This window comes from Pseudomonas sp. P1.8 (assembly GCF_001269805.1).
Classification (GTDB): domain Bacteria; phylum Pseudomonadota; class Gammaproteobacteria; order Pseudomonadales; family Pseudomonadaceae; genus Aquipseudomonas.
In genome coordinates, this window is sequence record NZ_LHVM01000018.1 from 68,315 (window position 1) to 92,265 (window position 23,951).

24 protein-coding genes are annotated in these 23,951 nt (G+C 58.1%); 9 read left to right on the forward strand and 15 right to left on the reverse strand.

Going from position 1 to position 23,951, the window contains the following annotated elements:
• Window positions 1-6: 6 nt before the first annotated feature.
• The 6 genes from AD668_RS20250 to AD668_RS20275 are packed head-to-tail and all read right to left on the reverse strand — an operon-like array spanning window position 7 to window position 7,287.
• Entirely contained in the window at window positions 7-1,110 is a 1,104-nt protein-coding gene (locus tag AD668_RS20250) for a hypothetical protein (protein ID WP_053161560.1), read from the reverse strand.
• Window positions 1,101-2,330 (reverse strand): polysaccharide biosynthesis C-terminal domain-containing protein, encoded by a 1,230-nt coding sequence (locus AD668_RS20255; RefSeq protein WP_053161561.1) that lies wholly within the window; start codon window positions 2,328-2,330, stop codon window positions 1,101-1,103. The genes AD668_RS20250 and AD668_RS20255 overlap by 10 nt, the downstream gene beginning before the upstream one ends.
• The gene (locus AD668_RS20260) at window positions 2,327-3,439 is read right to left on the reverse strand and encodes a polysaccharide pyruvyl transferase family protein (protein ID WP_053161562.1); all 1,113 of its coding nucleotides are present in this window, start codon (window positions 3,437-3,439) and stop codon (window positions 2,327-2,329) included. Before AD668_RS20260 ends, AD668_RS20255 begins: the two co-directional genes overlap by 4 nt.
• 15 nt (window positions 3,440-3,454) lie before the next feature.
• Complete coding sequence (locus AD668_RS20265; protein WP_053161563.1) at window positions 3,455-4,537, reverse strand: glycosyltransferase; 1,083 nt, start codon at window positions 4,535-4,537, stop codon at window positions 3,455-3,457.
• Between the two features lie 41 nt (window positions 4,538-4,578).
• Complete coding sequence (locus tag AD668_RS20270) at window positions 4,579-6,807, reverse strand: polysaccharide biosynthesis tyrosine autokinase (protein WP_053161564.1); 2,229 nt, start codon at window positions 6,805-6,807, stop codon at window positions 4,579-4,581.
• A gap of 39 nt (window positions 6,808-6,846) precedes the next feature.
• Window positions 6,847-7,287: a low molecular weight protein-tyrosine-phosphatase gene (locus AD668_RS20275; protein ID WP_053161565.1), complete on the reverse strand. Its 441-nt coding sequence runs from the start codon at window positions 7,285-7,287 to the stop codon at window positions 6,847-6,849.
• Between the two features lie 290 nt (window positions 7,288-7,577).
• Between AD668_RS20275 and AD668_RS20280 the strand changes: the two genes are divergently transcribed.
• A complete protein-coding gene (locus AD668_RS20280) occupies window positions 7,578-8,543 on the forward strand; it encodes a hypothetical protein (RefSeq protein ID WP_053161566.1) in 966 nt (321 codons plus the stop codon).
• A 200-nt stretch (window positions 8,544-8,743) separates the two neighbouring features.
• On the forward strand, window positions 8,744-9,670 hold the full coding sequence (tal, locus tag AD668_RS20285) for a transaldolase (protein WP_053161567.1): 927 nt from the start codon (window positions 8,744-8,746) through the stop codon (window positions 9,668-9,670).
• Between the two features lie 209 nt (window positions 9,671-9,879).
• Here tal and rssC read toward each other — a convergent pair whose 3' ends face one another.
• Window positions 9,880-10,362 (reverse strand): anti-sigma factor antagonist RssC, encoded by a 483-nt coding sequence (gene rssC / locus AD668_RS20290; protein ID WP_020798473.1) that lies wholly within the window; start codon window positions 10,360-10,362, stop codon window positions 9,880-9,882.
• Window positions 10,362-11,543, reverse strand: a complete 1,182-nt coding sequence (gene rssB / locus AD668_RS20295) for a two-component system response regulator RssB (protein ID WP_053161568.1) — start codon at window positions 11,541-11,543, stop codon at window positions 10,362-10,364. The genes rssC and rssB overlap by 1 nt, the downstream gene beginning before the upstream one ends.
• Window positions 11,544-11,819: 276 nt before the next feature.
• Here rssB and AD668_RS20300 point away from each other — a divergent pair, with 276 nt between their 5' ends.
• The gene (locus tag AD668_RS20300) at window positions 11,820-12,119 is read left to right on the forward strand and encodes a PilZ domain-containing protein (protein ID WP_053161569.1); all 300 of its coding nucleotides are present in this window, start codon (window positions 11,820-11,822) and stop codon (window positions 12,117-12,119) included.
• Window positions 12,120-12,179: 60 nt separating this feature from the next.
• On the opposite strand, the gene AD668_RS20305 is transcribed toward AD668_RS20300, so the two are convergent.
• Window positions 12,180-12,869, reverse strand: a complete 690-nt coding sequence (locus AD668_RS20305) for a VacJ family lipoprotein (protein ID WP_053161570.1) — start codon at window positions 12,867-12,869, stop codon at window positions 12,180-12,182.
• Between the two features lie 199 nt (window positions 12,870-13,068).
• Here AD668_RS20305 and AD668_RS20310 point away from each other — a divergent pair, with 199 nt between their 5' ends.
• Both AD668_RS20310 and AD668_RS20315 read left to right on the forward strand, forming a co-directional pair.
• The gene (locus tag AD668_RS20310; RefSeq protein ID WP_053161571.1) at window positions 13,069-13,692 is read left to right on the forward strand and encodes a hypothetical protein; all 624 of its coding nucleotides are present in this window, start codon (window positions 13,069-13,071) and stop codon (window positions 13,690-13,692) included.
• Window positions 13,693-13,801: 109 nt separating this feature from the next.
• A complete protein-coding gene (locus AD668_RS20315) occupies window positions 13,802-14,065 on the forward strand; it encodes a DUF4404 family protein (RefSeq protein ID WP_053161572.1) in 264 nt (87 codons plus the stop codon).
• An 87-nt stretch (window positions 14,066-14,152) separates the two neighbouring features.
• On the opposite strand, the gene queF is transcribed toward AD668_RS20315, so the two are convergent.
• Both queF and AD668_RS20325 read right to left on the reverse strand, forming a co-directional pair.
• Entirely contained in the window at window positions 14,153-14,983 is an 831-nt protein-coding gene (queF, locus tag AD668_RS20320) for an NADPH-dependent 7-cyano-7-deazaguanine reductase QueF (RefSeq protein ID WP_053161573.1), read from the reverse strand.
• 61 nt (window positions 14,984-15,044) lie between these two features.
• On the reverse strand, window positions 15,045-15,581 hold the full coding sequence (locus AD668_RS20325; protein WP_053161574.1) for a plastocyanin/azurin family copper-binding protein: 537 nt from the start codon (window positions 15,579-15,581) through the stop codon (window positions 15,045-15,047).
• A 155-nt stretch (window positions 15,582-15,736) separates the two neighbouring features.
• Between AD668_RS20325 and AD668_RS20330 the strand changes: the two genes are divergently transcribed.
• Together AD668_RS20330 and AD668_RS20335 are read left to right on the forward strand one after the other, a co-directional pair.
• Window positions 15,737-16,417, forward strand: a complete 681-nt coding sequence (locus AD668_RS20330; RefSeq protein ID WP_053161575.1) for a heavy metal response regulator transcription factor — start codon at window positions 15,737-15,739, stop codon at window positions 16,415-16,417.
• Window positions 16,417-17,766 (forward strand): heavy metal sensor histidine kinase, encoded by a 1,350-nt coding sequence (locus AD668_RS20335; protein ID WP_053161576.1) that lies wholly within the window; start codon window positions 16,417-16,419, stop codon window positions 17,764-17,766. The genes AD668_RS20330 and AD668_RS20335 overlap by 1 nt, the downstream gene beginning before the upstream one ends.
• Before the next feature lie 53 nt (window positions 17,767-17,819).
• Here AD668_RS20335 and AD668_RS20340 read toward each other — a convergent pair whose 3' ends face one another.
• The 3 genes from AD668_RS20340 to AD668_RS20350 form a co-directional block, all read right to left on the reverse strand.
• The gene (locus AD668_RS20340; protein WP_053161577.1) at window positions 17,820-19,064 is read right to left on the reverse strand and encodes a lipoprotein-releasing ABC transporter permease subunit; all 1,245 of its coding nucleotides are present in this window, start codon (window positions 19,062-19,064) and stop codon (window positions 17,820-17,822) included.
• A 66-nt stretch (window positions 19,065-19,130) separates the two neighbouring features.
• Complete coding sequence (lolD, locus tag AD668_RS20345) at window positions 19,131-19,814, reverse strand: lipoprotein-releasing ABC transporter ATP-binding protein LolD (protein WP_172681847.1); 684 nt, start codon at window positions 19,812-19,814, stop codon at window positions 19,131-19,133.
• A 7-nt stretch (window positions 19,815-19,821) separates the two neighbouring features.
• Complete coding sequence (locus AD668_RS20350) at window positions 19,822-21,072, reverse strand: lipoprotein-releasing ABC transporter permease subunit (protein WP_053161579.1); 1,251 nt, start codon at window positions 21,070-21,072, stop codon at window positions 19,822-19,824.
• Between the two features lie 94 nt (window positions 21,073-21,166).
• On the opposite strand from AD668_RS20350, the gene AD668_RS20355 reads away from it, so the two are divergent.
• Together AD668_RS20355 and AD668_RS20360 are read left to right on the forward strand one after the other, a co-directional pair.
• Entirely contained in the window at window positions 21,167-21,748 is a 582-nt protein-coding gene (locus AD668_RS20355; protein ID WP_053161580.1) for a PilZ domain-containing protein, read from the forward strand.
• 14 nt (window positions 21,749-21,762) lie between these two features.
• Window positions 21,763-22,485, forward strand: a complete 723-nt coding sequence (locus AD668_RS20360; RefSeq protein WP_053161581.1) for a glycerophosphodiester phosphodiesterase — start codon at window positions 21,763-21,765, stop codon at window positions 22,483-22,485.
• Between the two features lie 42 nt (window positions 22,486-22,527).
• Here the strand turns inward: AD668_RS20360 and sthA are convergent, their stop codons facing one another.
• On the reverse strand, window positions 22,528-23,922 hold the full coding sequence (gene sthA / locus AD668_RS20365) for a Si-specific NAD(P)(+) transhydrogenase (RefSeq protein ID WP_053161582.1): 1,395 nt from the start codon (window positions 23,920-23,922) through the stop codon (window positions 22,528-22,530).
• Window positions 23,923-23,951 lie beyond the last annotated feature (29 nt).

The following is a 23,951-nucleotide window of genomic DNA, read 5'->3' on the forward strand; positions in this document are numbered from 1 at the left end:
CCCGCCTCAATTCAGAACTCTTGATTCAACCTGCATCGGTTTGTTCGCTCGCAGCATCAATCCCAGGCCCACGAACAACACGGGCACCACCATCGAGAAGTGCCGGGCGAAGGAACCGAAGTCCGGCTCGAACAGACCTTGAACCAGCAGAAATGCCAACGGAATCGCGATCAGCTCCTTGGGCTTGGTCTGGATCGGCGCGCCCTTGTAATCGGTCGAGGTGATGACTTTGAACAGCAGCAACGCGGTCATGATCATCAACGCCACGAAGATCACCTGCCCCGGTCCTGACAGCAAAATCAGCTCCACCGGGAACGACAGCCGGAAGAAGATGATCATCGAATCCAGCGCTTGCGAGACAAAGTCGCTGCCACTGAGCCACGAGACAATCAACGACTTGGACCCCTCCTCGCCCGCCGTGCGCAGTTCGTTGTTGCTGGCGCGAATCGACGACACCGGAAACCCGAGCGCCACCTGAATCGCCATTGCAACTGCGAGGTAGAACAGGAACAGCATCAGGAAGAAGGTGAAACGCGAGACGTACTTCTTCATCACGCAGACGCCGACCCACGACAGTGAAAACAAAATCCAGTAGGGGCGGATCAGTACGCCGTAGATCACCGCCGAGAGGAAAAATCCGCCGCGATATTTGCGCGTCAACGAACTGAGCAAAATGCTCAACACCGCCACCGACACAATGATTTCCTTGGTCAGATTTTCAAGGAAAAACGAGCGAACGATGCCCCACAGACACAGGGTGCCGAAAATCGTCAGCGGCATTCGCCGGAAGACCACCACCGGAATCGCCGTGAGGAAAAAATTGCAGAACATGCCATAGGCCCATGCATTGGTCAGATTGATCCCGGTGGGCCGCAACAGAAACGCCGAACACTCATAGGAAGAGCGATCCGGCGAAAACGGGTTCCAGAAATTGCAGTTGTCGGCACGGGCGTATGACGACCACAAGGTCATGGCATCGGGGCCGGGATCGCGGGGAATCAACAGCGGCATGGCCACTGACAGAAACAACCCGGTGAACAGGATCAGGAACGAAATCGAGGAATCGAGTTTTCTGCCGCGAAACTCGATGCACGGCAGCTTCAACCCCATGCCAGAGCCCCTTTCGGACGGGTCACACGGGTCAGCACGGCAATCACGCCGAGCTGCACGATGATCGCAAAGACGTTGCCCCAGGCGGCGCCGTAGATCGAATAGTGCTTGATCAGCACGTAGCTGACCGGTACCGAAACCAACAAGCAGATCGCCGCACTGGCCAGTGAAACCCGACTGTTCTTCGAAGCAATCAACCCGCCCCAGACGATGTCCCCAATGGCACGCAGGGCGAAGGAAAAAATCAGCACGCCAAGGATCGCGTTATCCGGACGCGGCACTGTCGTGGCGACGTAATCGAGCACGACATTGAAGAACAGATAAATCAGCACAGCCACCGCGGCGGACACCGCCAGCGAGCGCATGACCCATTTGTTCACGAACAGTTGCCGGACCGTAAACGGCTGTTGATTCGCCTGAAACCGCTTGGCGAGCACCGGAATGCCGACCACCGCCACCACCGCGTAAGACAATGCCTGCAAGGTGTTGGCCGCCGACCAGGCGTACACGTATTGACCGAGGCTGGCGTAGGGTTCGATGTCGATGATCAGAAAGCGTTCGGCGTACTGACTCAACGCGATCAACCCGGTGCCGAGATAGAACGGCAACCCGGCTTTCCACACCGTGGCCGTGGCCGGCGTCCCGCTGGCTCGACCCTTGTGCACGTTCGCCACAATCAGGTAACCGGCGACGATCACCAACACGTTGGCGACGACCCACAGCCACAACACGTCGGCGACTCCCGACACCCAGCCGAGCATCATCGCGCCCACCGCCAACAGCGCCCACAGGCCAGTCTTGATAAAAAACAGCAGCGCGCCCGCCGTGGCTTTTTGCGCGGAAAACACGAACGAGTTGATTTCGAACGACAGGTGCTCAGTGAGTAAAACCAGCGTCACACAGAGGATCAGTGCGGTCGGCGCGACAACCTGTTGGAACAGTGAATACATCAACACCGTCACCACCGACAACACCAGCCCCACCGCCAGATACAGCAGCAGCACTTTGTCAATCACTCCCCGCGAACTGCCGCCAACGCTGATCAGCCGATTGATCTCGGAACTGAAACCAACGCTGTAGAACTTCGACGCAATCAACGAGGCAGCGACCACCACGCCGTAAAGGCCAAGCGCTTCATAACCCAGGTAGTGGGTGATGGCGAGCACCAGCAGAAACTTCGCGCCCAATGCCCCGCCCCGGAGCAACAACCGGAATATCATCGAACGATGCCTTTGATAATCTCGTCCATGGCCACGGCTTTCGCTTCGATCTCGCGACAGGTGTCGGTCAGGCGCTTGCCAAAATCGGACAATGCGTTCGGCGCGTAAACCGTGTTGATGATGGTGTCGACATCGATATCGCCGCCGTTGATCACCCAGTCTTCCACACCCATGTCCTGATAGGCGCCGAAGCCTTTTCTCTCGTAGCTGATGTGGTACGCCGGCACACCGGACAGCAGCGATTCGATGGCGCCGTGCAAGCGCACGGAAATCACCAGATCCGGCTGAAACCTGGCCAGCGTCGCCTTCAATGGCAGCAGGTCTTCGGTAATGCCCAATTCGCGATAGAACGCACCGTCATCGTTGCCGCGAACGGCGCTCTGGACCGCGCAAACCACCTTGCTTTTGTTCTTCAAGCGCTGCAGCAGCAACTTCAGGTTGGCCACGTAGGCAACTTTCTTTTCCTTGCTCCACGCCGGCGGCTTGCGCAGCACCACGCACACCGTTGCCGGCGAAGACGCGCAATGGGTGAACTTGGGTTGCATGAGGATTTTGCCGGCCAATGACTGGACTGCCAGATCAGGCGCGCGGTAGACATTTTCACAGGCATCGAAAATTGCCGAGGAGCGGTTATCGCGCACAAACACCGCATCGGCGCGCGCGTAATGCTCGACGATCTTGCTGCTTTCGCCATGAAACGGCCCGATGCTTTGCGGCAGGTACACCGACGGTACTTTACTGAGGATCGCCGTTTCCAGTTGCTTGGCGTGGCCCAGTTTCAACTTGATGTGTTCGAAGGCACTTTTCGAGCGCATGTAGCCGCCGCCGACTCCAACGATCAAATCGGTCTTTTTCAACAGGTCAGCCAGACCAGCGTAAGACTGATTGAGAAACACCGCTTGCTTGACCCGGCCCAAGCCCTTGGCCGCCATCACCGGCGCGTCGAAACGCTTGTGCGGCAAGTAATTGAAGGAGTCGGGATCTGAGGCCACGACACTGATCGAAGTCTCTTCTCCAAAATTGCGCTGCACCAGGGCAATGGCCAGATCGACGAGCAGACCGTCACCGGAGTTGGACGCGCTATAGCCATGCAAAATCGTTACGTTCATAAGCTTGAGTTCTACTTAAAAAGAGGGGGCGCGATACAGGTCGTAGGTCTGGCGGATCATCAACGCGGCGCTGAAGCGCTCGCGCACGATGCTGCGACCTTCGCTGCCAAGGTCAAGCAACCGTGGCTTCTGGATTTTCGTCAGCACATCGGCCAGCGCCTGGTGGTCACCGGTGGGGAAAACGTAGCCGGACACCTCATGGGAGACCAGCTCGGGCAACGACGTGCAATTGCTGGCAATTACCGGCAGGCCCATGGCCATGCCTTCCAGCGGCACCATGGCAAAACCTTCCCAGCGACTGGGCACAATCAACGCATCGGCTTGCTGGTACAGCGCCTGCACTTCGCTCGGCGTGACCCAAGGCAAATATTCAACCGCGTCCATCGGTGGACATTCGACCGAATCCTCGTTGACGGCACTGCCCACCACCGTCAATTTCAGATCGGTGCGCTGCACATTAGCGAAGGCCTTGAGCAGCACGTCGAAGCCTTTCTGATAATCGAGGCGGCCGACGAAGAGCAGATGAATCGGCTCGGGGCTGGTGGTTTTCGGCGTGTCATCCTTGCGGTGAATGCCGTTGTAGATCAGCTTCATGCGCTGGCGCTCAATGCCAAACCGCGCCGCTTTGTCGAGTTCGTACTGGCTGACGCAGATGATCACGTCGGTGACCTTCTGCAACACCCGCTCGATCCATGCGTAGGCTTTCTGCTTGGTCGGGGAGCTTTCCATCAGAAATGAAAAAGCATGCGGGCAGTAGACGATTTTCGGCTTGCGCCAAGGTCGCAACAGGACGCAGACGCAACGGCCGATCACCCCGGAAAAGGTGCTGTGCAAATGCACCACATCGGGCTTTTCCTTGAGCATCACCTGGGTCAGTCGCCAGGCGAAACGCAGCAATGACGGCACATTGCGGCCAGTCCTGGCAAAGGTACGAATCTGCTGCGCAGGGATGCCGTGCAGTTCCTTTTCCTGATCCTGTGGCACTAGATACACCAGCTCATAGTTAGCCGCGTCATCTTCGGGCGAAGTCGAAATCGTGCGGATAACGGTCGCCACACCACCTTTTATCGTTTCAGCCACGTGCAGTATTTTTTTCACAGTCCACCCACTTGCATGCATGTAAGAAAAATCGCTGAAACTCAGGATTTGTCGGACGCGTATTCGTAGTTGTAATAGCCGTAGCCGCCGTTGCCGTAATAGCTCGCAGCACGCTTCTCGACGCCGTTGAAAACGGCGCCCTTCAACTCGATGCCGTTCTGTGCGAATCGTCGAATCGTCAACTCGACTTCTTTGGCCGGGTTCACCCCGAAACGGGTGACTATCAGGCTGATGCCCGCTTCACGGCCGACAATCGCCGCGTCTGTCACCGCCAGCAGCGGTGGCGTGTCGATGATCACCACGTCGTAAAGCTCACTGAGCTGTGCCAACAATTCGCGAAAATTGGCGTGCATCAGCAGTTCTGAAGGATTGGGCGGAACCTGACCGCGACTGATGAAATACAGGTTGTCGACTTCGACCTGGTTGATCGCCTGCTCGATAGTGCAGCGCTTGACCAACAGGTCCGACAAACCATTGGTGATCGGTGTGTTCAGCGTCTTGTGCAGGTGACCTTTGCGCATATCGGCATCGATCAGCACCACCCGCTGACCGCTCTGCGCCATGACTGCCGCAAGGTTGGAAGAGACAAAGGTTTTGCCCACCTGGGGGCTGGGCCCGGAAATCATGATCCGGTTATTGGTCGAGTCCAGACCGGCAAAGTGCAGGCAGGTGCGCAAACTGCGGATCGACTCGATGGACAAGTCCGTCGGGTTGCGCAGCGCCAACAGGTAGGCCGGTTTGTCCGACGCGCCCTTCGAGCGCAGTTTTTTACTGTCCTCTTCCTGTTGCAACGCGCTGTATGGAATTGACGCGTACACCGGCAAGCCGAGTTGCTCGATGGCTTCCGGACCTTCCAGGCCGCGACTCAGGGACTTGCGCAGCAACACCAGCGCCACCGCGAAAAAGGCGCCGAGAAAGGTTGCAATCAGCACGATCAGTGCCTTGCGCGGCTTGACCGGGTTGGTCATGTCGACATCCGCCGTGTCGACCAATCGCACGTTGCCCACCGCCCCTGCCCGGACGATGTCCAGTTCCTGGGATTTGTTCAGCAGTTGCGTGTAGATCTGCGACGCCACTTCTACATCGCGGGTCAGGTTCAGCAGCTCCTGTTGTGTGGCAGGCAGGTCCTGTGCCTTGCTCTCCAGCGTCTTCTGCTGTTGGGTCAATTCGCCGATCTGGGTCATCAAGGCGCGGTACGCCGGATGCTGTTTGGTGAATTTGCGATCCATCTCCGCCTGTTGCATTTTCAGTTCAGAGATACGGGTGTCCAGACTGACGACCTGTTCCAGCACCGATTGGGTTTCCAGGGAAATGTTGACCGTCTTGCCGCGGGTTTGATAACCGTTGAGCGCATCGCTGGCCTTGGCCAGGTCGCGTTTGACTTGCGGCAGCTGACCTTGCAGGAACGCCAGGCTCTGCGCCGCTTCCGCCGACGTACGTTGTACGTTCTGCTGCACATATAACGCAGCGACTTTATTGAGAATCCTCACCGCCTCGGCCGCGTCGGTGCTGGCCAGGGCCAAGCGAATAATCCCCGACTCCTTGCCTTGCTCGGAAATATCCAGCGCATCCTGGTAACTCTGGATGGTCACGATCCGTGGGTTGCGCACCACTTCGAAGCGGGTGCCAGGGTTGGCCGACAGCTGAGCGACCTGCCCCTCTATCCCGCCCTGCGCGAACGCCTCGCCAGCGACACCTGCGACCAGCAAGTTGTCGTTTTCATCGAACAACTGGAATCGACCCTGCTCGCCGGCGACCAGCGTGAGCTTCTTGCCAAGCATTTCTTTTCGCAAATTGAGCCGGGTGATCTCCAGGCGCTCACCGCCCCAGGCGTAGCTGTTCAGACCGAAACGCGGTGCCGCTACGCTGAACTCGGTCTCGCCGCGATAACGCCGGGCGAAAAAACCGCCAATCACCGGGAAGGTGTTGGGGGTGACGTCGATATCAAGGCGAAGATCATCGACAGTTTTGCCGATCACCGCGCGGGACTTGATGATGCCAATCTCGGTCACCGACGGCGATTGTCCGCCTAACATGCTGTTGAGGTCGGAAAAACCGAGCATGTCGTTCTTTTTCGGCTCGACCTGCACCAGCGCGTTCGCCATGTACACCGGCGTCGACAAAACCGCGTAGGCAACGCCGGTCATCATGAACGCTCCGGTGAGCGCACCTATTAACCATTTCTGGTCAACCAAAGAACCAAAAATGCCGAGAAGATCAATACTGTCTTGATCGTTGTCCCGGGTGCCGATTACTGACGGTAACTGCATAAGTTTGTTCTTACCATTCACTGATCTGAAGGATATTCATCAATGTCCGAGGCGCTGCGCCCATGAGCAAACAGCATCTTCAATCAATGCATGGGCATGAATAAAAGCGGCCTTTCCCTGACGATACGGATCCTGTATTTCTCGCTCGCTTTGCCATTTACCGAGCAGAAACACTTTGCCCCGCGCATGGGCGGCAATGTTCAGTACTTGTTTTACATGGGCTTGTTCCATGACCAGAATCAGGTCTGATTCATTCACGATATCCGCTGTAATTTGCCGTGCCTTAAACCCTTGGGCACTGTGCCCATACTCTTCCAGCACCTGGAGCGCCACCGGCTCCATGGCCTCACCGACCCTTGCTGCAAGGCCCGCAGAGGTCACACTGATGGCTGAAGGGGCCAGTGCGTTACGCAGCAAAGTTTCTGCTGTCGGACTTCGGCAGATATTGCCAACGCAGACGACAAGGATCTTTTTGAACAAGGTTACTTTCCTGGATAATATCAATAGGCCAACATCTAGATGTGGACTTGAGTGAATCCACAGACCTTGCGGCACGCACAAATAGATTCGCCCTGTTAATACAAGTGTATTAAGTACCACAGCACTTAATAGCTCCCAACCAGAATTAGCGGACCAAAAATAACTGTGATTTTCCGGCAATCATTACCTGACAAAAAATAACATTCACGCACTTTGTGATTTCGTCGCTCTCGAAATGAAAGGAATGAATAAATGATTGGCGAGTGCCATTACCATCCAGGAGAGCAGACATGAGATCAGTACATTTCAAATGGCTCACCGCCTCGACCCTGTTGATGCTCAGTACGGTAAATCAGGTTCACGCCAACGACGTGTTCCCCGTACTTGCCGCGAACAAAACCATTGGCGTCCAAGTGAAGATCCAGACCTTCTCCCCTTCCGATGCCGAGCAGATCAAAGCCGCCGGGTTCGGCTTCGTGCGCTTTGGCGTATGGACCAATAGCCTGGGCGGCCCGGCGTATCAAAAGCAGATCAGCGACGCCTTTGCCGCGGCAAAATCCGCCGGGCTGCCGGTACTGATGACCGTTCGCTCGACCAAGTCGCTGCTCTCCGGGCCCGGCAACATCAATGAACTGGCCGCCGCGGGTGAGTCGTTTGCCAACTCGGTGATGAGTCTGGAGAAATCCTATGGCACGCAGCTCGTCGCGATTGAAATATGGAACGAGCCGGACCTGGAAACGTACTGGCCAACGGGCCATTTCGACACCACGTTTGTTCCAATCATGAGTGCCGTATGCAGGTCGCAGCAGGACACGCTGCAATCGACGCCGCTGATTGGCTTCGGCTTCGCCCGCCCGCCGAGTGCCGGAACGGCGTCAACCGTTGCGTTGAACAGCATCGTCAGTGAATACCCCAAGTGTCTCAGCGCAATCTCCTATCACCCTTATGGGATGTCGGGCGCGCAGATAAGCACTGCGCAGACGTTCATTCAACAGAACTTCAACCTACCGGGCGTCATCAGTGAATGGGGCGTTCCCTCGCTCAACTCCAACGGCGGGATCGAGGCGCAGGCCGGCAAAATCAGCGGTTTCATCGCCGAGGTCAAAAGGCTCAACATCCCGCTTACTTCGATCTATGAGTGGAAAAACAGTCAAACTGGCAGCAATGAACGGGAGAGAAATTTCGGTTTGCTGACTGCTGGCGGTCAACCGAAACCAGCGAGCGTGGCTGCCTCAACCCAGTTGAATGACCAGTAGGACATCCGTAAACGGCGGGCTGACGGTCAGTTGCTTTGAACCTGTGGCGCTTTTTGGCATCGTATTGATCACTACCGCCCCCCGCCTTTCAAACAATCGTATACAGGTTGTTGCCGCAGGAGCCTTCGATACACGTACATACCCTTGAGTGGCTGTCAGCGCTCGGGTAATGTCATCAGACCATAGGACAGAGCACGCCCATGACTTCCAAGCTGGAACAACTCAAGCAAATGACCACCGTGGTTGCCGACACCGGCGACTTCGAAGCGATCGCTCGCGTCAAACCGGTGGATGCCACCACCAACCCTTCCCTGCTGCTCAAGGCCGCGGCCATTCCTGCGTATGCCGAGTTGCTGAACGCCAGCGTCAATGACTGCAAGGGCGATATTGGCCTGGCCAGCGACCGATTTGGCGTGGCCGTGGGCCAGGAGATCCTGAAGGTGATCCCCGGCCGTATCTCCACCGAAGTGGATGCGCGCCTGTCGTTCGACACCGACGCCATGCTCAAGCGTGCGCATCGCCTGATCGAGCTGTACGACAAGGCCGGTATCGGCCGTGACCGCGTGTTGATCAAGATCGCCTCCACCTGGGAAGGCATCCGTGCTGCCGAAATTCTTGAAAAGGAAGGCATCCAGACCAACCTGACCCTGCTGTTCTCCTTCGCTCAGGCAGCCGCCTGTGCCGACGCCGGGGTGTTCCTGATTTCGCCGTTCGTGGGCCGCATCTACGACTGGTACAAAAAGGCCAACGGCAACGACTACACCGGTGCCGATGATCCGGGTGTGCAGTCGGTGACGCGCATCTACAACTACTACAAGGCCAATGACTACAAAACCGTGGTCATGGGTGCCAGCTTCCGCAATCTGGGCCAGATCGAGCAGCTGGCCGGTTGTGACCGACTGACCATCAGCCCGGACCTGATCGACAAGCTGGCAGCTGACACTGGCAAGCTGGAGCGCAAACTGGCACCGGGCAATGCCGGTGAGGCGCGCTTGATCCTCAGCGAATCGCAGTTCCGCTGGTTGTCCAACGAGGACGCGATGGCCACCGAGAAACTGGCTGAAGGCATTCGCCAGTTCGCTCGCGATCAGGAAAAGCTCGAGGCGTTGCTGCAAGCCAAGCTGTGATCTGATTCAGCGAAATGCAAAAAGGGCGAACCTTGGTGGGTTCGCCCTTTTTTGTGGCTGTTTGACCAGGTTGGCTGCGCGCGGTTTTTGCAGTGGCTCAACGGGCTCCATCGCTGGCAAGCCAGCTCCTACAGGGTAATCGATGTGTTCAATTGTAGGAGCCGGCTTGCTGGCGATGGCGCCTGGACAAGCACCATCGGCTCAGGAAATCAGTGGCGTTCCAGCGCGTTCACCAGGTCATGAAACGCTTCACGATTGGAGTCATTCAGGCCCATGAGGATCTTGTGCGCTTCGAGCACCTTGATCCGCACCACTTCTTCGGACTGATCCTGGTCTGGCAGGTCGTCCAGGCATTCCGGGCATGGCACAGGCTGGTCAACGATGTTGAACACCTGCTCGAAACCCATGGACTGCAGAAGACGGGTGATGTCTTCGTGGGTGGTGACGACGGTCGGCAACAGGCCAACCTTCTGCCGCGACAGGATCGACAATTTGGCCAGCAGGCCAAGGGTGGTGCTGTCGATGCTGCGGGTTTCGGTCAGGTCGATCACGATGGCGTTGAAATTCAACGCGGTGAAGATCCGATCAATAGTCGCATCCAACGCCGAACACAGGGTCAGGCGAACTTCACCGACGAATTTCAGGACGAAGGTGCCGTCCTGCTCGGCGAACTGGATTCTACCGGTACTCATCAAAGATTCCTGCTCAACACCAACAGGGCGATATCATCCGGCATCTCCCCTAGCGTGGCCAATCCAAAAACCTGCCGCAGCCCATCCAGGGTGCCGCCCGCAGCCTTGACCCGTTGGGGTAACGCCGCTTCTTTCTCTTTGAGTGTGGGTTCTGGCAAAAGGTCCAGAATGCCATCAGACATCAGCGTCAGGCTGAACGTCGGCGGCAGTTCCAGTACGTGATCTTCGTAGGTAGCCTCATTGAAGAGGCCCACCGGCAGACCACGCCCTTCCAGATAACGAACACTGTCGGGTGTGTACAACACAGGCAACGGCAGATGTCCGCCGATGCTATAGGTCAACAAACCTGTCTCCTCGTCGATGACTCCACCGACCATTGTGACGTGTTTACCCAGCTTACAACTGATCAGCCCCCGGTTGATATGACCAAGGACTTCTGAAGGCTTGAATTCCGGCAATGTGCCGCTGCGCTTGGATTCGAACAGCAAGCGCGTCGTCATGAATTTCAGCAGCACGGTGACGAAGGCTGAAGAGGCACCATGACCGGAAACGTCTGCCAGGTAGAACGCTACCCGACGCTCGTCGACCCGGAAATAGTCGACAAAATCACCCGACAGGTACAGCGACGGGATGATCTGGTGGGCAAACTTGAACTCGTCGATGGCCCAGGGGCTGACCGGCAGCATGTTCATCTGCACCTGGCGACCGGCGTTCTGGTCTTCCTGAAGCAGGTTCAGGCTGGCGGCGAGCTCGCGGTTGGCCTTTTCCAGCTTCTCGCGGTAGCGCTGGTTCTCCACCAGCAGGCGCGCACGATCCAGGGCGCGACGCACAGAGTGCTCAAGCACCGCCAGATCTTCGAGAGGCTTGATCAGGTAATCCGCCGCACCCAGGCGCAGCGCCTCGACCGCGTCGTTCATCACACCGGCACCCGAAACCACGATCACCGGCGTTTGCGAGGACCGCTCGGTAACCTGGCGGATGAGTTCGAGTCCGCCCATCTGCGGCATGCGCAGATCGCAGATGACCAAGTCGGGCTTGTCTTGCTCGAATACCTGAAGACCCTGCTGGCCATTGCTGGCCTGCAAGACGCTGAAACCACTGTCTTCCAAATAGGCGGCGAGGCTCGCGCGCACTACTTCGTCATCATCGATTATCAGCAGCGTGGCACTGGTTTTTGGCATGTGGGCAAACGGCGCCAGAATTAGGTTGGCGTAGCTGGCGGGGACTGCATCCCGGCTCACACTACTGGATTCGCTTTCTAGCCTCTCTGTCGCACTGCTTTCGAGCATTCGCCCTACACACACGTACACCAAAGGTGCCCTTCTAAGGCGCAGACGGTACTCCCATCCGCGAGGCGTTTCAAGCTCACGCCGATGGTCGCTTGACGACTACACTCTCCAAATCACCGGGAGTTATAAGAACCGTCAAAACCGTAACCCAATGGAAGGATCAAGCCCATGAGTCAAACTCGTCGAGACTACAGCGAAAAGCGCGATTTCATCCGCATGCGGGTCGATGCCGAGGTGTCGCTGATTCATCAAGGCGATGAGGTGCCAGCCGTCTGCATCGACCTTTCCAGCCGCGGCATGCAGGTCCAGGCGCCGCGCTCGTTCAAGGTCGGCGATCGGCTTGATGTACGGATCGACTCCGATCATGCGGCGTTGAAAGGTCTTGAGGCCGAGACCGAGGTGGTTTGGGTCAGAGAACAGGACGACGGCAGGCAGAAACTCGGCCTGACAATCCTTGCGATGCATTAACTTCGCTCCAAAAAAAAAAGCGGCTCGAAAGCCGCTTTTTTTTGTTTTATCGGTCAGGATTTAAAAATCGTCTTCTACCTGGCCATCTTTCACCTTGAATTCGCGGTTTTGCAGATAAGCGTTGCGAATAAACGTGTACTTGTCACCGCTGATCAGCTTCTCGCTCGACAACAGGCTGGCGCGGGTGTCGACGATGTTCAGACCGAACACCGAATTACGCACCGGCACATCGTTGATGTAGCGATACGGTCCGGTGTAACCATCGACATACTTCGAGGGCGCGTCACGCAAGGTGCTTGGACCCAGCAGCGGCAGCATCACGTACGGGCCACTGCCTACACCCCAGTAACCGAGCGTCTGGCCGAAGTCTTCGTCATTGCGATGAAGGCCCATTTGCGTGCCGACGTCGAAGAAGCCCAGCAGGCCGAAGGTCGTGTTGAAGATCAGGCGCGCGGTATCGACACCCGCGGCGGCCGGCTTGACCTGCAAGATGTTGTTGGCCAGATTGGTGACATCACCGACGTTGCGAAACATGTTGTGAATGCCGTCTTCGAGAAATTGCGGCGTCACAAACTGATAGCCCTGAGCCAAAGGTTTCAGGGCATAGCTGTCAACGAAATCGTTGAACTGGAAGATCGGGCGGTTCACGCTTTCCCAAGGGTCGTCTTCCGAGGCTGCCTGGGCAACGAACGGAACCAGCAACAGGCTGGCACACACACAAATCTGGGCTAGATGATTGCTCCAGCGCATAGAAAAACTCCTTGGACTGTACCGACTCGAGCGCGTGGCCCGAGCAACAAGCTGGCAAGTATAAGGCGTAAACAGCGCTTTAGACACATTGCACGAATCCCCGTTGAATGGATTCAACCTGAATGTGAGCAATTCACATCAATGTCACTCAACTGTCACTGTCGCCCTTTAGCCTTCAGGATATTTCAGGGACGTCCACATGCCGCGCGCCGAAACACTGCCCCAAACCGCTCTGAACCTGACCGCAGTGTTGTTCGGCCTCAGTGGCTGCCTGGTGGACTTCGGCGCACGCACACGTGGGCATGGCAGCCCTGCTTTGGCCGAACATGCCGAGACAACGCCCGGCGCACTGGACAGCCTGAAGAGTTTGCAGCGCCAGCAAATTCGCTGCGCCTGGCTCGATGAACTTCCTCTCGCCCTCAGCCATTCCCTGGCCATGGATCTGCCAGAATGGATCAAACCATCGCAACATCTGGCAACAAACAAACCCTGGCCTGCGCCTGACGCGTGCTGGGAGGCGTTAATGAATCTAGGCGTCGAGCGACTGGACGGCTGTGTACTGGTCAGCGGCGAACCGCGATTACTGCAATCGGCTCTGAATGCCGGACTGTGGACCATCGGCCTGGCGTCGTGCGGCTCGCTGTGCGGGCTGGCGCCTGAGGCGTGGCAAGCGTTGAGCCCACCGGAGCGCGACATCAAGCGCGGCAAGGCGACGATGCAGCTGTTTGGCTTGGGCGTGCATTCGGTAATCGACCACTTGGGAGAGCTCGACACCTGCCTGGCAGACATCAGCCTGCGCCGACTCAAAGGCGAAAAGCCCTGATCGAGATCATGCAGGTTAGGCAGGAGTGGATTAATCTAAAGGTCAGCCACAGACCTTTGGCGAACCGCTGCGGTCTATGCCAGTGCCAATCGAGAGAAGGAAGAACGCCATGCCTGCCCGCGAACTGCAAGAACAGCTCAATGCCCTGCGCGAGCAATTGGAACAGAATCCGCCTCTGTCCGAATCCGAGCGCGACAACCTGCACGAACTGATGCAACAGATCGAACTTGAACTTGAGCTCGAAACCAAAACCAAGGACACAAACCTCGCCGACAACGTCAACCTTGCCGTCGAACGCTTCGAACTCGAACACCCGACCCTTGCCGGGACACTGCGCAACATCGGGCAAGCCTTAGTCAGCATGGGGATCTGAGCCCGCCAGACGCAAAAAAGATCGCAGCCTTCGGCAGCACCTACACCTTGAATCGTAGGAGCTGCCGAAGGCTGCGATCTTTTGTTTTTACTGACGGACCAGACGATGGTTCGGCAGTTGCACCTCTTCAGTGCTGCGATACGGATTGATATCCAGCCCGCCACGACGCACATAGCGCGCATACACCGTCAACGTCTCCGGTTTCAACAACCGCTGAAGGTCCAGGAAAATCCGCTCCACACACTGCTCATGGAAGTCCGAGTGCTGGCGGAAGCTGACGATGTACTCCAGCAAACTCGCATGATCCAGCGCCGAACCACGGTACTCCACGGCCACGCTGCCCCAGTCCGGCTGGCTGGTGACCGGGCAGTTGGACTTGAGCAAATGGCTGTGCACGCTCTCTTCGACAATGCGCGAATCGTCGCAACGCAACAGCTCCGGACGCGGGTGCTCGTAATTGCTGACGCTGATATCCAGGTCATCGATGCACACGCCAGGCAATGCCACGACGCCTTCGGCCTCGACATCCTTCAAACTGCGAATGCGCACGCCAACCGGCTTGCCAGCAGCGGCCGACAGGTCTTTGGCCAGCGTCGCCTCAAGGCTCGCCGTATCGTCGAACGGCGTCTGGTTCAGGGAGTTGAGGTACAACTTGAACGACTTCGATTCGATGATGTTCGGCGAATCCGCCGCAATGCTGAACTCGCCGATCGCGACCACGGGCTTACCCGACGGCAACAGCCACGACAGCTCGAAGCAGTTCCAGAAATCCACGCCCTTGTACGGCAGGGTTTCAGCCGTCAGGCCCAGCTCCGCCCACTTCGCGGTGCGCGGAATCGGGAACAGCAGGGACGGCGTGTAGGTGGCGATGTATTCGCTGGATTTGCCCAGCGGCGAGTGTTCGGCTGCGGGATGCATGGCGGAAACCTGACTGAAGAATCAGCGGATTCTATCAGCCTTTGCGCCCGCCTTTGAGTGCTTACTGACTGACAGTCAATTTGCCAACCATGCCGGCCTGGTAATGACCGGGAATATTGCAGGCAAATTCCAGATTGGTAGCCTGGCTGAAGGTCCAGGTCAGTTCGGCAGTTTTGCCCGGTTCCACCAACGCGCTGTTCGGGTCGTCGTGCTTCATGCCGTGCCCCATCGAACCATGATCCATGCCGGCCATGTTGCCGTGGTCCATTTCCTTCACGCCTGCAGGCGTGAGCATGCCACTTTGCTGCATCTGCAACATGTCCTGCTGATGCCGGGCATGCATCGCTGCGTCACCCAGATTGAACTCGTGCAGCAATTGACCTTTATTCACCAGCACGAAGCGTACGGTTTCGCCGGCCTTGATATCGATGGTCTTGGGGGTGAAGGACATGTCGCCCATGATCACTTCGACGCTGCGGGTTGCTTTGGCTGTGGGTGCCGGCCGGCCAAAGTCGAAAGTGTGCGCCGGGCCTGCCCATGCCGTCGAACTCAGTGCCAGTAAACAGGCGATAGATACCAGTGATTGGCGTAAAAACATGGTCATGCTCCAACAAGATAAGGCTCAGCGTGCGAAAAACTCTAAACTGCTGACACTGCCCGTAACCTGACAGCCAGATTACAACTTTGTCAGGTTGGCCTGTATGAGCGCTGCCCACGGTATAAAGCGTTCGTTCCACTTGCCCTGAGTCGCCCATGAAACTGCTGATCGTCGAAGACCAACCGAAAACCGGCCATTACCTGCGCCAAGGCCTGGCCGAGGCCGGGTTCAATACGGAACTGGTGGCCGACGGCAACACCGGCCAGCAATTGGCACTCAGCGGTGAATATGCCCTGTTGATTCTCGACGTCATGCTGCCTGGCCGCGATGGCTGGCAGATTTTACAGGCGGTGCGCAGCGCCGGCCTGGATACCCCGGTACTTTTTCTGACCGCCCGCGACGCCGTAGAAGACAGGGTTCATGGTCTCGAACTGGGCGCCGATGACTATCTGGTCAAACCGTTCGCGTTTTCCGAGCTATTGGCCCGGGTTCGCAGCCTGTTGCGTCGGGGCTGCACGACGCCACCGGAAACCAGCTTGCAACTGGCCGATCTGCGCCTGGACCTGATTCGCCGCCGGGTTGAACGCAGCGGACAACGTATCGACCTGACCGCCAAGGAGTTCGCCCTGCTGGAAATGTTCCTGCGCCGCCAAGGTGAAGTCCTGCCGAAATCGCTGATCGCCTCCCAGGTCTGGGACATGAATTTCGACAGCGACACCAATGTCATCGAAGTCGCGATACGCCGCCTGCGCCTGAAGATCGATGATGAGTTCCCCAACAAACTGATCCATACCGTGCGCGGCATGGGCTACGTCCTCGAAGAGCGCACCACCTGATGCGCCGACTGTCCTTGAGCAGCCGTCTGGCGCTGCTGTTTGCGGCGTGCACCGCCGTGGTGTCGTTGTTTGCCGGCGTGCTGTTCAGCCGCGCCAGCGAGGCGCACTTTGTCGAGCTGGATCAGCAATTGCTCAATGGCAAGGTGATTGATTTGCGCCGTACACTGCGGGACTTTCAATCGAATGACCGTGAAATCAAGCTGGCCGATGAGTTGATCCGGCAGGCCGACCTGTCGCTGCGCCTTACCGGCAGCGATGGCCAACGCTGGTTTGACAGCTCACCGAACCTGCCAGACAAGCTCTCTCAACCGTCCGGTCTTTCGACTATCAAATACGACGGCACCGATTACCGTGTGCTCAATGCGCCCTTGTTTCCCGACAAGCCGGATTCGCCGCAACTGACCCTGTTGCTGGACATCACCCATCACCAGCATTTCCTGCAACGCATGCAGCATCTGATCTGGTTGACGGTGGGTTTATCCGCACTCGCTACCGCCCTATTGGGTGCCTGGGCAGCCCGCAGCGGCTTGCGTCCGTTACGGCGCATGAGTGCAGTCGCCAAGGGCGTGTCTGCGCAATCGCTCGATGCACGCCTGCCGGAGGAAAACATGCCGCCGGAACTCGCGGAAATGGCCCAGCACTTCAACGCCATGCTTGGACGTCTCGACGACTCATTTCAGCGGATGTCGGCGTTTTCCGCCGACATCGCCCATGAACTGCGCACGCCCCTGTCGAACCTGCTGACCCACACCCAGGTCACCCTCACCCGCCCACGCGCCCTTGAGGATTACCGCGAAGCGTTACACAGCAACCTCGAAGAACTGCAATGGATGGCGCAACTGGTCAACGACATGCTGTACCTGGCGAAGTCTGATCACGGATTGTTGATGCCCAAGCGTGAAACGCTGGATCTGGCACAGGAAACGGACCTGCTCCTGGAGTTTTTTGCGCCGCTGGCTGAAGACGCACAGGTGAGACTGAGCCGTGAGGGTGATGCACAGATCGAGGGTGATCGCAGCATGTTGCGGCGGGCGCTTTCGAACTTGCTGGACAATGCGCTGCGGTTTACGCCGGTCAATGGCGAGGTTTGGGTGCGAATCGTCGATCATCCAAAAAGATTGCGCCTGAGCGTTGAAAATACCGGCCAACCGATTTCCGATGATCTATTGCCGCGCCTGTTTGACCGTTTTTACCGGGCTGACCCGGCGCGCCGTGAAGGCAGCAGTGAACATGCGGGATTGGGGCTGGCGATTACGCAGTCCATCATCCGCGCCCATGATGGGCAGATTCGTTGTGAATCGAATCGGGGCTGGACGCGGTTTGTGATTGAGTTACCCAAGAGCGATTGACGCCAACCGTTCCGGCCTCATCGCTAGCAGGCTAGCGATTGCGGTCGACAGGCTTACGAGTATCTGAGCGCGTGAGCCGGCTCGATCTTCGCCGCACGCCAAGCCGGGTAAACAGTCGCCAAAAAGCTCAGAATGAAGCCCGCCGAGCAGATCAACGCCACATCCGCCCCCTGCAACTCAGACGGCAGGTTGCTGACGAAATACACATCGGAACTGAAGATGTGCTGCCCGCTGACCCGTTCGATCCAGCCCACAATCTGACTGACGTTAAGCGCGGCAATCACGCCCAACACACCGCCAATCAAAGTGCCGACGATGCCAATCACCGTGCCCTGCACCATGAAGATCGCCATGATCTGCCGCGGTGTGGCGCCGATGGTGCGCAGGATCGCAATGTCCGCGCCCTTGTCGTTTACCACCATGATCAAGGTCGCAATGATGTTGAACGCCGCTACAGCGACGATCATCAGCAACAGCAGGCCGATCATGGTCTTCTCCATCTTCATTGCGCTAAACAGGCTGCCCTGGGTGTGGGTCCAGTCATCCGCCTTGTAGGCTGCACCCAAACCTGTGGCGATATCGCTGGATACTTGCGGCGCGGCGTACAGATCCTTCACCGCCAAACGCACGCTCTGCACCTGATTCGGTTCCCAGTGCTGCATCTGTGCGGCGTCGGCAACGTGGATCAACGCCATCGAACCGTCAAGCTCGGCGCCAACCTTGAACACACCGACCACATTAAGCCGCTGCATGCGCGGAGTAATCCCGCCCGGTGCGGTGCTGATTTCCGGAACGATCAGGGTAATTTTGTCGCCGACATTCAAACGAAAGCGGCGCGCCGTGATTTCGCCGATAACCACGCCGAACTCGCCAGGCTTGAGGGCGTCAAGACGCCCCTGAACGATGTGCTTGGCCACAATCGATACCTGCCCCTCCAGCGCCGGATCGACACCGCTGACCTGAATCGGCTGCATCGTGCCCTTGTAGGACAGCATGCCTTCCATCTCGGTGAACGGCACCGCCGCCGTCACTTCCGGGTTTTTCATCGCGGCCGCCGCCACGGGCTTCCAGTCATCAATCGGGTTGACGCCGACTATGGTAGCGTGCGGCACCATACCGAGAATGCGCGAGCTCATTTCGCGCTGGAAGCCGTTCATCACCGACAACACCACGATCATCGCCAGCACGCCCAGGGCGAGGCCGATCATCGAGGTCATCGAGATGAAGGAAACAAAGCGATTGCGGCGCTTGGCGCGGGTATAGCGCGTGCCGATAAAGATCGATAACGGTCTGAACATTCGCTGGGGCACCGTATAAAAATAAAAGACCCGAGGCGCTTTTCAGCCCCGTCGGGTTTCAGCCAATCAGATGGTCGTGAGGCAACCTTCCTGCAATTGCAGGACGCGGTCCATCTGGCGAGCCAGGTTCATGTCGTGGGTCACCACCAGGAACGCCGTGCGCATCGAGGTGCTGAGTTCCAGCATCAAGTCCTGAATGCCTTGGGCGGTGTGGGAGTCGAGGTTGCCGGTGGGCTCGTCGAGCATCACCAGGCCTGGATTGTTCACCAGTGCGCGAGCGATCGCTACGCGCTGACGTTCGCCGCCCGACAATTCGGCCGGTTTGTGTTCCAGACGATGGCCCAACCCTACCCGCTCCAGCAACGCCGTGGCACGCTTGCGCGCCTCGGGAATCGCAGTCTTGCCGATCAGCAGCGGCATGCAGACATTTTCCAGCGCGGTGAACTCGGGCAGCAAGTGGTGGAACTGATAAACGAAGCCGAGTGCCCGATTACGCAGCAGACCGCGCTTCTTTTCGCTCAGGGCCGACAGTTCTTCACCGTCGAGCCAGACGCTGCCCTTGGTTGGCGTGTCGAGTCCGCCGAGCAAATTGAGCAGGGTACTTTTGCCCGAACCGGATTTGCCGACAATCGCTACACGCTCGCCAGGGTGCAACTCCAGCTGCAAACCGGCCAGAACCTCTACCGACTCAGGACCTTCCTCGTAGGATTTGCCCAGGTTGCGGCAGCTCAAGATTGCTTTATCAGTCATGCCCGACTCACTCATAACGTAGCGCCTCCGCAGGCTGGGTGCGCGCAGCACGCCAGGCTGGATACAGGGTGGCGAGGAAACTCAGGACCAACGCCGCAGAACAGACCATGACAACGTCCTGGCTTTGCACTTGCGACGGCAGGTAATCAATGAAGTACACGTCGGCGTTGAGGAACTTGTGCCCGATCAAGCCTTCGAGGGCCGAGATCGCGGCACTGACGTTCAACGCGGCGAAGATTCCGACCACGGCGCCGATCGCCGTGCCGACCACACCGATGACCGTGCCTTGCACCATGAACGTGCGCATGATCGTGCCCGGCGTGGCGCCCAGTGTGCGCAGGATCGCGATGTCGCCCTTCTTGTCGTTCACCACCATCACCAGGGTGGAGATGATGTTGAACGCAGCGACCGCGACAATCAGCAGCAGCAACAGGCCGATCATCGCTTTTTCCATGCGGATCGCCTGATACAGGTTGCCGTGGGTACGGGTCCAGTCGCGGGCGTAGTAACGGTCTTCGCCGAGGTCGCGGGCGATGCTCCACGCAGTACGCGGTGCCTGAAACAAGTCATCGAACTTCAGGCGCAGACCCTGGACCTGATCAGGCTTCCAGCGATGCAGACGCGCCAGATCCTGCAGATTGGTGATACCCAGGTAGCCATCCAGTTCACCCGCGCCGACGTGGAAGATGCCGACCACGGTGAAGCGCTTCATGCGCGGGAACATCCCGGCCGGGGTCACAGTGACTTCCGGTGCCACGAAGGTCAGCTTGTCACCGACCGCCGCACCGAGTTTCGCCGCCGCCTTGTCGCCGATGACGATGCCGAATTCGCCGGGCACCAGATCGTCGAGTTTGCCCTGCTGCATGAAGTTATCAATGATCGACACCTGGCGCTCGAGCGCAGGGTCGATGGCATTGAGCAGGACTTTGGAGACTTTGCCGTTGTTGGTCAGCAAACCCTGCATTTGCGTAAACGGCGCCACGGCCGTCACCTGCGGGTTCTGCTTGACCTTCGTCGCCAGCCCTTGCCAATCGCTGATGGCTTCGCCGGATTCGATGGTCGCATGGGGCACCATGCCCAGCACGCGGGTGCGCATCTCATGATCGAAGCCGTTCATGACCGACAGCACGACAATCATCACGACCACGCCAAGGGCGAGCCCGATCATCGAAGTCAGGGAAATGAATGACACAAAATGATTGCGACGCTTTGCACGGGTGTAACGCGTGCCGATAAATACGAAGAGAGGTCTGAACATGTCGGGGCTTGTTCGGAGGGAAAAGGAACGTCCTTGTGGCGGGGGTCGACAACCAGCTTTACACTCAGACCACCGCCGCTACCATGGGTTCGCCATGTCGACATTAGATGAAGAAGATCGCCGCGAATACTACCGTATCGAGGACATGATCGCACTGGAAATTCGGCCCCTGTCCGCTACCGAAGCCACAGGCCAGGAAGTGTTGCAGGATGCTTCTCCGCTCTTCAATCTGCTCAGCGAATTGCACCTGAGCGAATTCGAGTCCCAGCACCTGTTGCGTCAGATCAGCGAACGCGACCGGAACCTCGCGGCGCTCCTCAAATCCCAGAACAAACGCATCGATCTGTTGAGCCAGGTGATCGCCATCACCGCACTCGGACAGATTGGCGAGCCGCAACCGGTGATCATCTCCGAAGGTGGCCTCGATTTTCAGCATCCAACACCCATTGCTGCAGAATCACGTCTGTCGGTCAAGCTGGTGTTGATGCCGCAAGCCTTGGGCCTGCTGCTGCGCGCACGGGTCACCCATTGCGACCGCAGGGGCGATGGTTATGACGTCGGCACCGAGTTCGAACACCTGACCGACGCCCAACGACAACTCCTCGCCCGCCACATCTTTCAGAAGCAGGCACAGGAACGACGTCTGGCCCGCGAACAACTCGACTCAGGCATTTAACTTAAGGAAGAACCGTGACCCTCATCTACGGCCATCGCGGCGCCAAGGGCGAAGCACCGGAAAACACCCTGACCAGCTTTCAGCAATGTCTGAAGCACGGCGTACGCCGTTGCGAGCTGGACCTGCATTTGTCCCTGGACGGCGAGCTGATGGTCATCCATGACCCGACGCTCAAGCGCACCACCGAGCGTCGCGGCAAGGTCGTCGAACACTCGGCGGCGGACCTGGTGACTTACGATGCGCGCAAGGGGGGTCCGGGCTGGATCAAGCCATGCCCGATTCCAACCCTGGAACAGTTGTTCGAGCAATGCGATTTCGAGCACTGGCAACTGGAAGTCAAAAGCGCTTCGCGCACCCGCGCCGCGACGACGGTCCTGGCGATTCGTGAAATGGCGCAACGTCATGGGTTACTCGACAAGGTGACGATCACGTCGAGCTCGCGCGAAGTGCTGAAAGCCGCGCTGGACCTGGTGCCGGACGTATCCCGCGGGCTGGTGGCCGAGTATGCCTGGCTCGACCCGCTGAAAGTCGCGCAAAGCTATGGCTGTGAGATTCTGGCGCTGAACTGGACCCTGTGCACGCCGGAACGCCTGCAAAAGGCGCAGCGTCAGGGGCTGCATGTGTCAGTGTGGACAGTCAACGAGCCTGCGCTGATGCGCAGACTCGCCGACTTCGGCGTTGACAGCCTGATTACAGACTTTCCCGGTTTGGCCACCGCCACGCTCGAGAATTGCTGAAATCGGTCTCCCCGGCCGGCTCAGGCCACCGGCCGGAGCCCGTCAAAAAAGCCGGTTGAGGCCGTCGTATGCCGCTACCCGATAGGCTTCTGCCATGGTCGGGTAGTTGAACGTGGTGTTGACGAAATACTTCAACGTGTTCAGTTCGCCCGGCTGGTTCATGATCGCCTGACCGATGTGCACGATCTCCGACGCCTGATAACCAAAGCAGTGAACGCCAAGCACTTCCAGGGTTTCACGGTGGAACAGGATCTTCAGCATGCCTTGCGGCTCGCCGGCGATCTGCGCACGTGCCATGCTCTTGAAGAACGCCTTGCCCACTTCGTACGGCACTTTGGCCTGAGTCAGCTCCTGCTCGTTCTTGCCGATCGAGCTGATCTCCGGAATGGTGTAGATGCCGGTCGGCACGTCATTCACGAAGCGCCAGCTGCCGTTGTCGACGATACTGCCAGCGGCCGAACGACCTTGGTCGTGAGCAGCACTGGCCAGGCTTGGCCAACCGATTACGTCGCCAGCGCCATAAATATTCTGGATGCCGGTGCGGTAGTTTTCATCGACTTCGATCTGGCCACGGCCATTGACCTTCACGCCAATGTTTTCCAGGCCCAGTTGATCGGTGTTACCGGTACGGCCGTTGCACCAGAGCAAGGCGTCGGCCTTGATCTTCTTGCCGGACTTGAGGTGCAGGATCACGCCGTTGTCCACGCCTTCGACGCGGTCGTAGTCTTCGTTGTGTCGAACCGTGATGTTGTTGTTGCTGAAGTGGTAGCTCAACGCCTGGGAAATTTCCGAGTCGAGGAAGCTCAGCAACTGACCGCGGTTATCCACCAGCTCAACCAGCACGCCCAGACCGCTGAAGATCGAAGCGTATTCGCATCCGATCACGCCGGCGCCGTAAACGATGAGTTTGCGCGGGGTGTGGCCGAGGCTGAGGATGGTATCGCTATCGTAGATACGCGGGTGGTGGAAATCGATGTCCGCCGGGCGATAGGGACGCGAACCTGTAGCAATGATGATGTGCTTGGCCACCAGTTTTTCGACCACGCCGTTGGCGCAGACCACTTCGATGGTTTGCTCGTCGGCAAAGCTGCCGGTGCCGAAGAACACGTCGACGCGATTACGGGCGTAGTAACCGGTGCGCGAGGCGACTTGTTTGGAGATGACTTTCTCGGCGCTTTTCAATACGTCCGGGAACGAAAACCAACGCGGCTCACCAATGGCCCGGAACATCGGGTTGGTGTTGAACTGCATGATCTGCCGCACCGAGTGACGCAGTGCCTTGGATGGGATGGTGCCCAAGTGAGTGCAGTTGCCGCCGACCTGGCGACGGCTATCGACCATCGCCACCTTGCGCCCTGCCTTGGCGGCATTCATTGCCGCACCTTCCCCCGCCGGGCCGGAACCCAACACCACCACGTCGTAGTTGTAGACAGCCATGCGTACTCCTCAGAACAGGCCGCGGCACC

Excerpts from the sequence above, each read along its gene's own strand:
- AD668_RS20250 (WP_053161560.1), bottom strand. The coding sequence starts at position 1,110 with ATGGGGTTGAAGCTGCCGTGCATCGAGTTTCGCGGCAGAAAACTCGAT.
- AD668_RS20255 (WP_053161561.1), bottom strand. The coding sequence starts at position 2,330 with ATGATATTCCGGTTGTTGCTCCGGGGCGGGGCATTGGGCGCGAAGTTT.
- AD668_RS20260 (WP_053161562.1), bottom strand. The coding sequence starts at position 3,439 with ATGAACGTAACGATTTTGCATGGCTATAGCGCGTCCAACTCCGGTGAC.
- AD668_RS20270 (WP_053161564.1), bottom strand. The coding sequence starts at position 6,807 with ATGCAGTTACCGTCAGTAATCGGCACCCGGGACAACGATCAAGACAGT.
- AD668_RS20280 (WP_053161566.1), top strand. The coding sequence starts at position 7,578 with ATGAGATCAGTACATTTCAAATGGCTCACCGCCTCGACCCTGTTGATG.
- tal (WP_053161567.1), top strand. The coding sequence starts at position 8,744 with ATGACTTCCAAGCTGGAACAACTCAAGCAAATGACCACCGTGGTTGCC.
- rssC (WP_020798473.1), bottom strand. The coding sequence starts at position 10,362 with ATGAGTACCGGTAGAATCCAGTTCGCCGAGCAGGACGGCACCTTCGTC.
- rssB (WP_053161568.1), bottom strand. The coding sequence starts at position 11,543 with ATGCCAAAAACCAGTGCCACGCTGCTGATAATCGATGATGACGAAGTA.
- AD668_RS20300 (WP_053161569.1), top strand. The coding sequence starts at position 11,820 with ATGAGTCAAACTCGTCGAGACTACAGCGAAAAGCGCGATTTCATCCGC.
- AD668_RS20305 (WP_053161570.1), bottom strand. The coding sequence starts at position 12,869 with ATGCGCTGGAGCAATCATCTAGCCCAGATTTGTGTGTGTGCCAGCCTG.
- AD668_RS20310 (WP_053161571.1), top strand. The coding sequence starts at position 13,069 with ATGCCGCGCGCCGAAACACTGCCCCAAACCGCTCTGAACCTGACCGCA.
- AD668_RS20315 (WP_053161572.1), top strand. The coding sequence starts at position 13,802 with ATGCCTGCCCGCGAACTGCAAGAACAGCTCAATGCCCTGCGCGAGCAA.
- queF (WP_053161573.1), bottom strand. The coding sequence starts at position 14,983 with ATGCATCCCGCAGCCGAACACTCGCCGCTGGGCAAATCCAGCGAATAC.
- AD668_RS20325 (WP_053161574.1), bottom strand. The coding sequence starts at position 15,581 with ATGTTTTTACGCCAATCACTGGTATCTATCGCCTGTTTACTGGCACTG.
- AD668_RS20330 (WP_053161575.1), top strand. The coding sequence starts at position 15,737 with ATGAAACTGCTGATCGTCGAAGACCAACCGAAAACCGGCCATTACCTG.
- AD668_RS20335 (WP_053161576.1), top strand. The coding sequence starts at position 16,417 with ATGCGCCGACTGTCCTTGAGCAGCCGTCTGGCGCTGCTGTTTGCGGCG.
- AD668_RS20340 (WP_053161577.1), bottom strand. The coding sequence starts at position 19,064 with ATGTTCAGACCGTTATCGATCTTTATCGGCACGCGCTATACCCGCGCC.
- lolD (WP_172681847.1), bottom strand. The coding sequence starts at position 19,814 with ATGACTGATAAAGCAATCTTGAGCTGCCGCAACCTGGGCAAATCCTAC.
- AD668_RS20350 (WP_053161579.1), bottom strand. The coding sequence starts at position 21,072 with ATGTTCAGACCTCTCTTCGTATTTATCGGCACGCGTTACACCCGTGCA.
- AD668_RS20355 (WP_053161580.1), top strand. The coding sequence starts at position 21,167 with ATGTCGACATTAGATGAAGAAGATCGCCGCGAATACTACCGTATCGAG.
- sthA (WP_053161582.1), bottom strand. The coding sequence starts at position 23,922 with ATGGCTGTCTACAACTACGACGTGGTGGTGTTGGGTTCCGGCCCGGCG.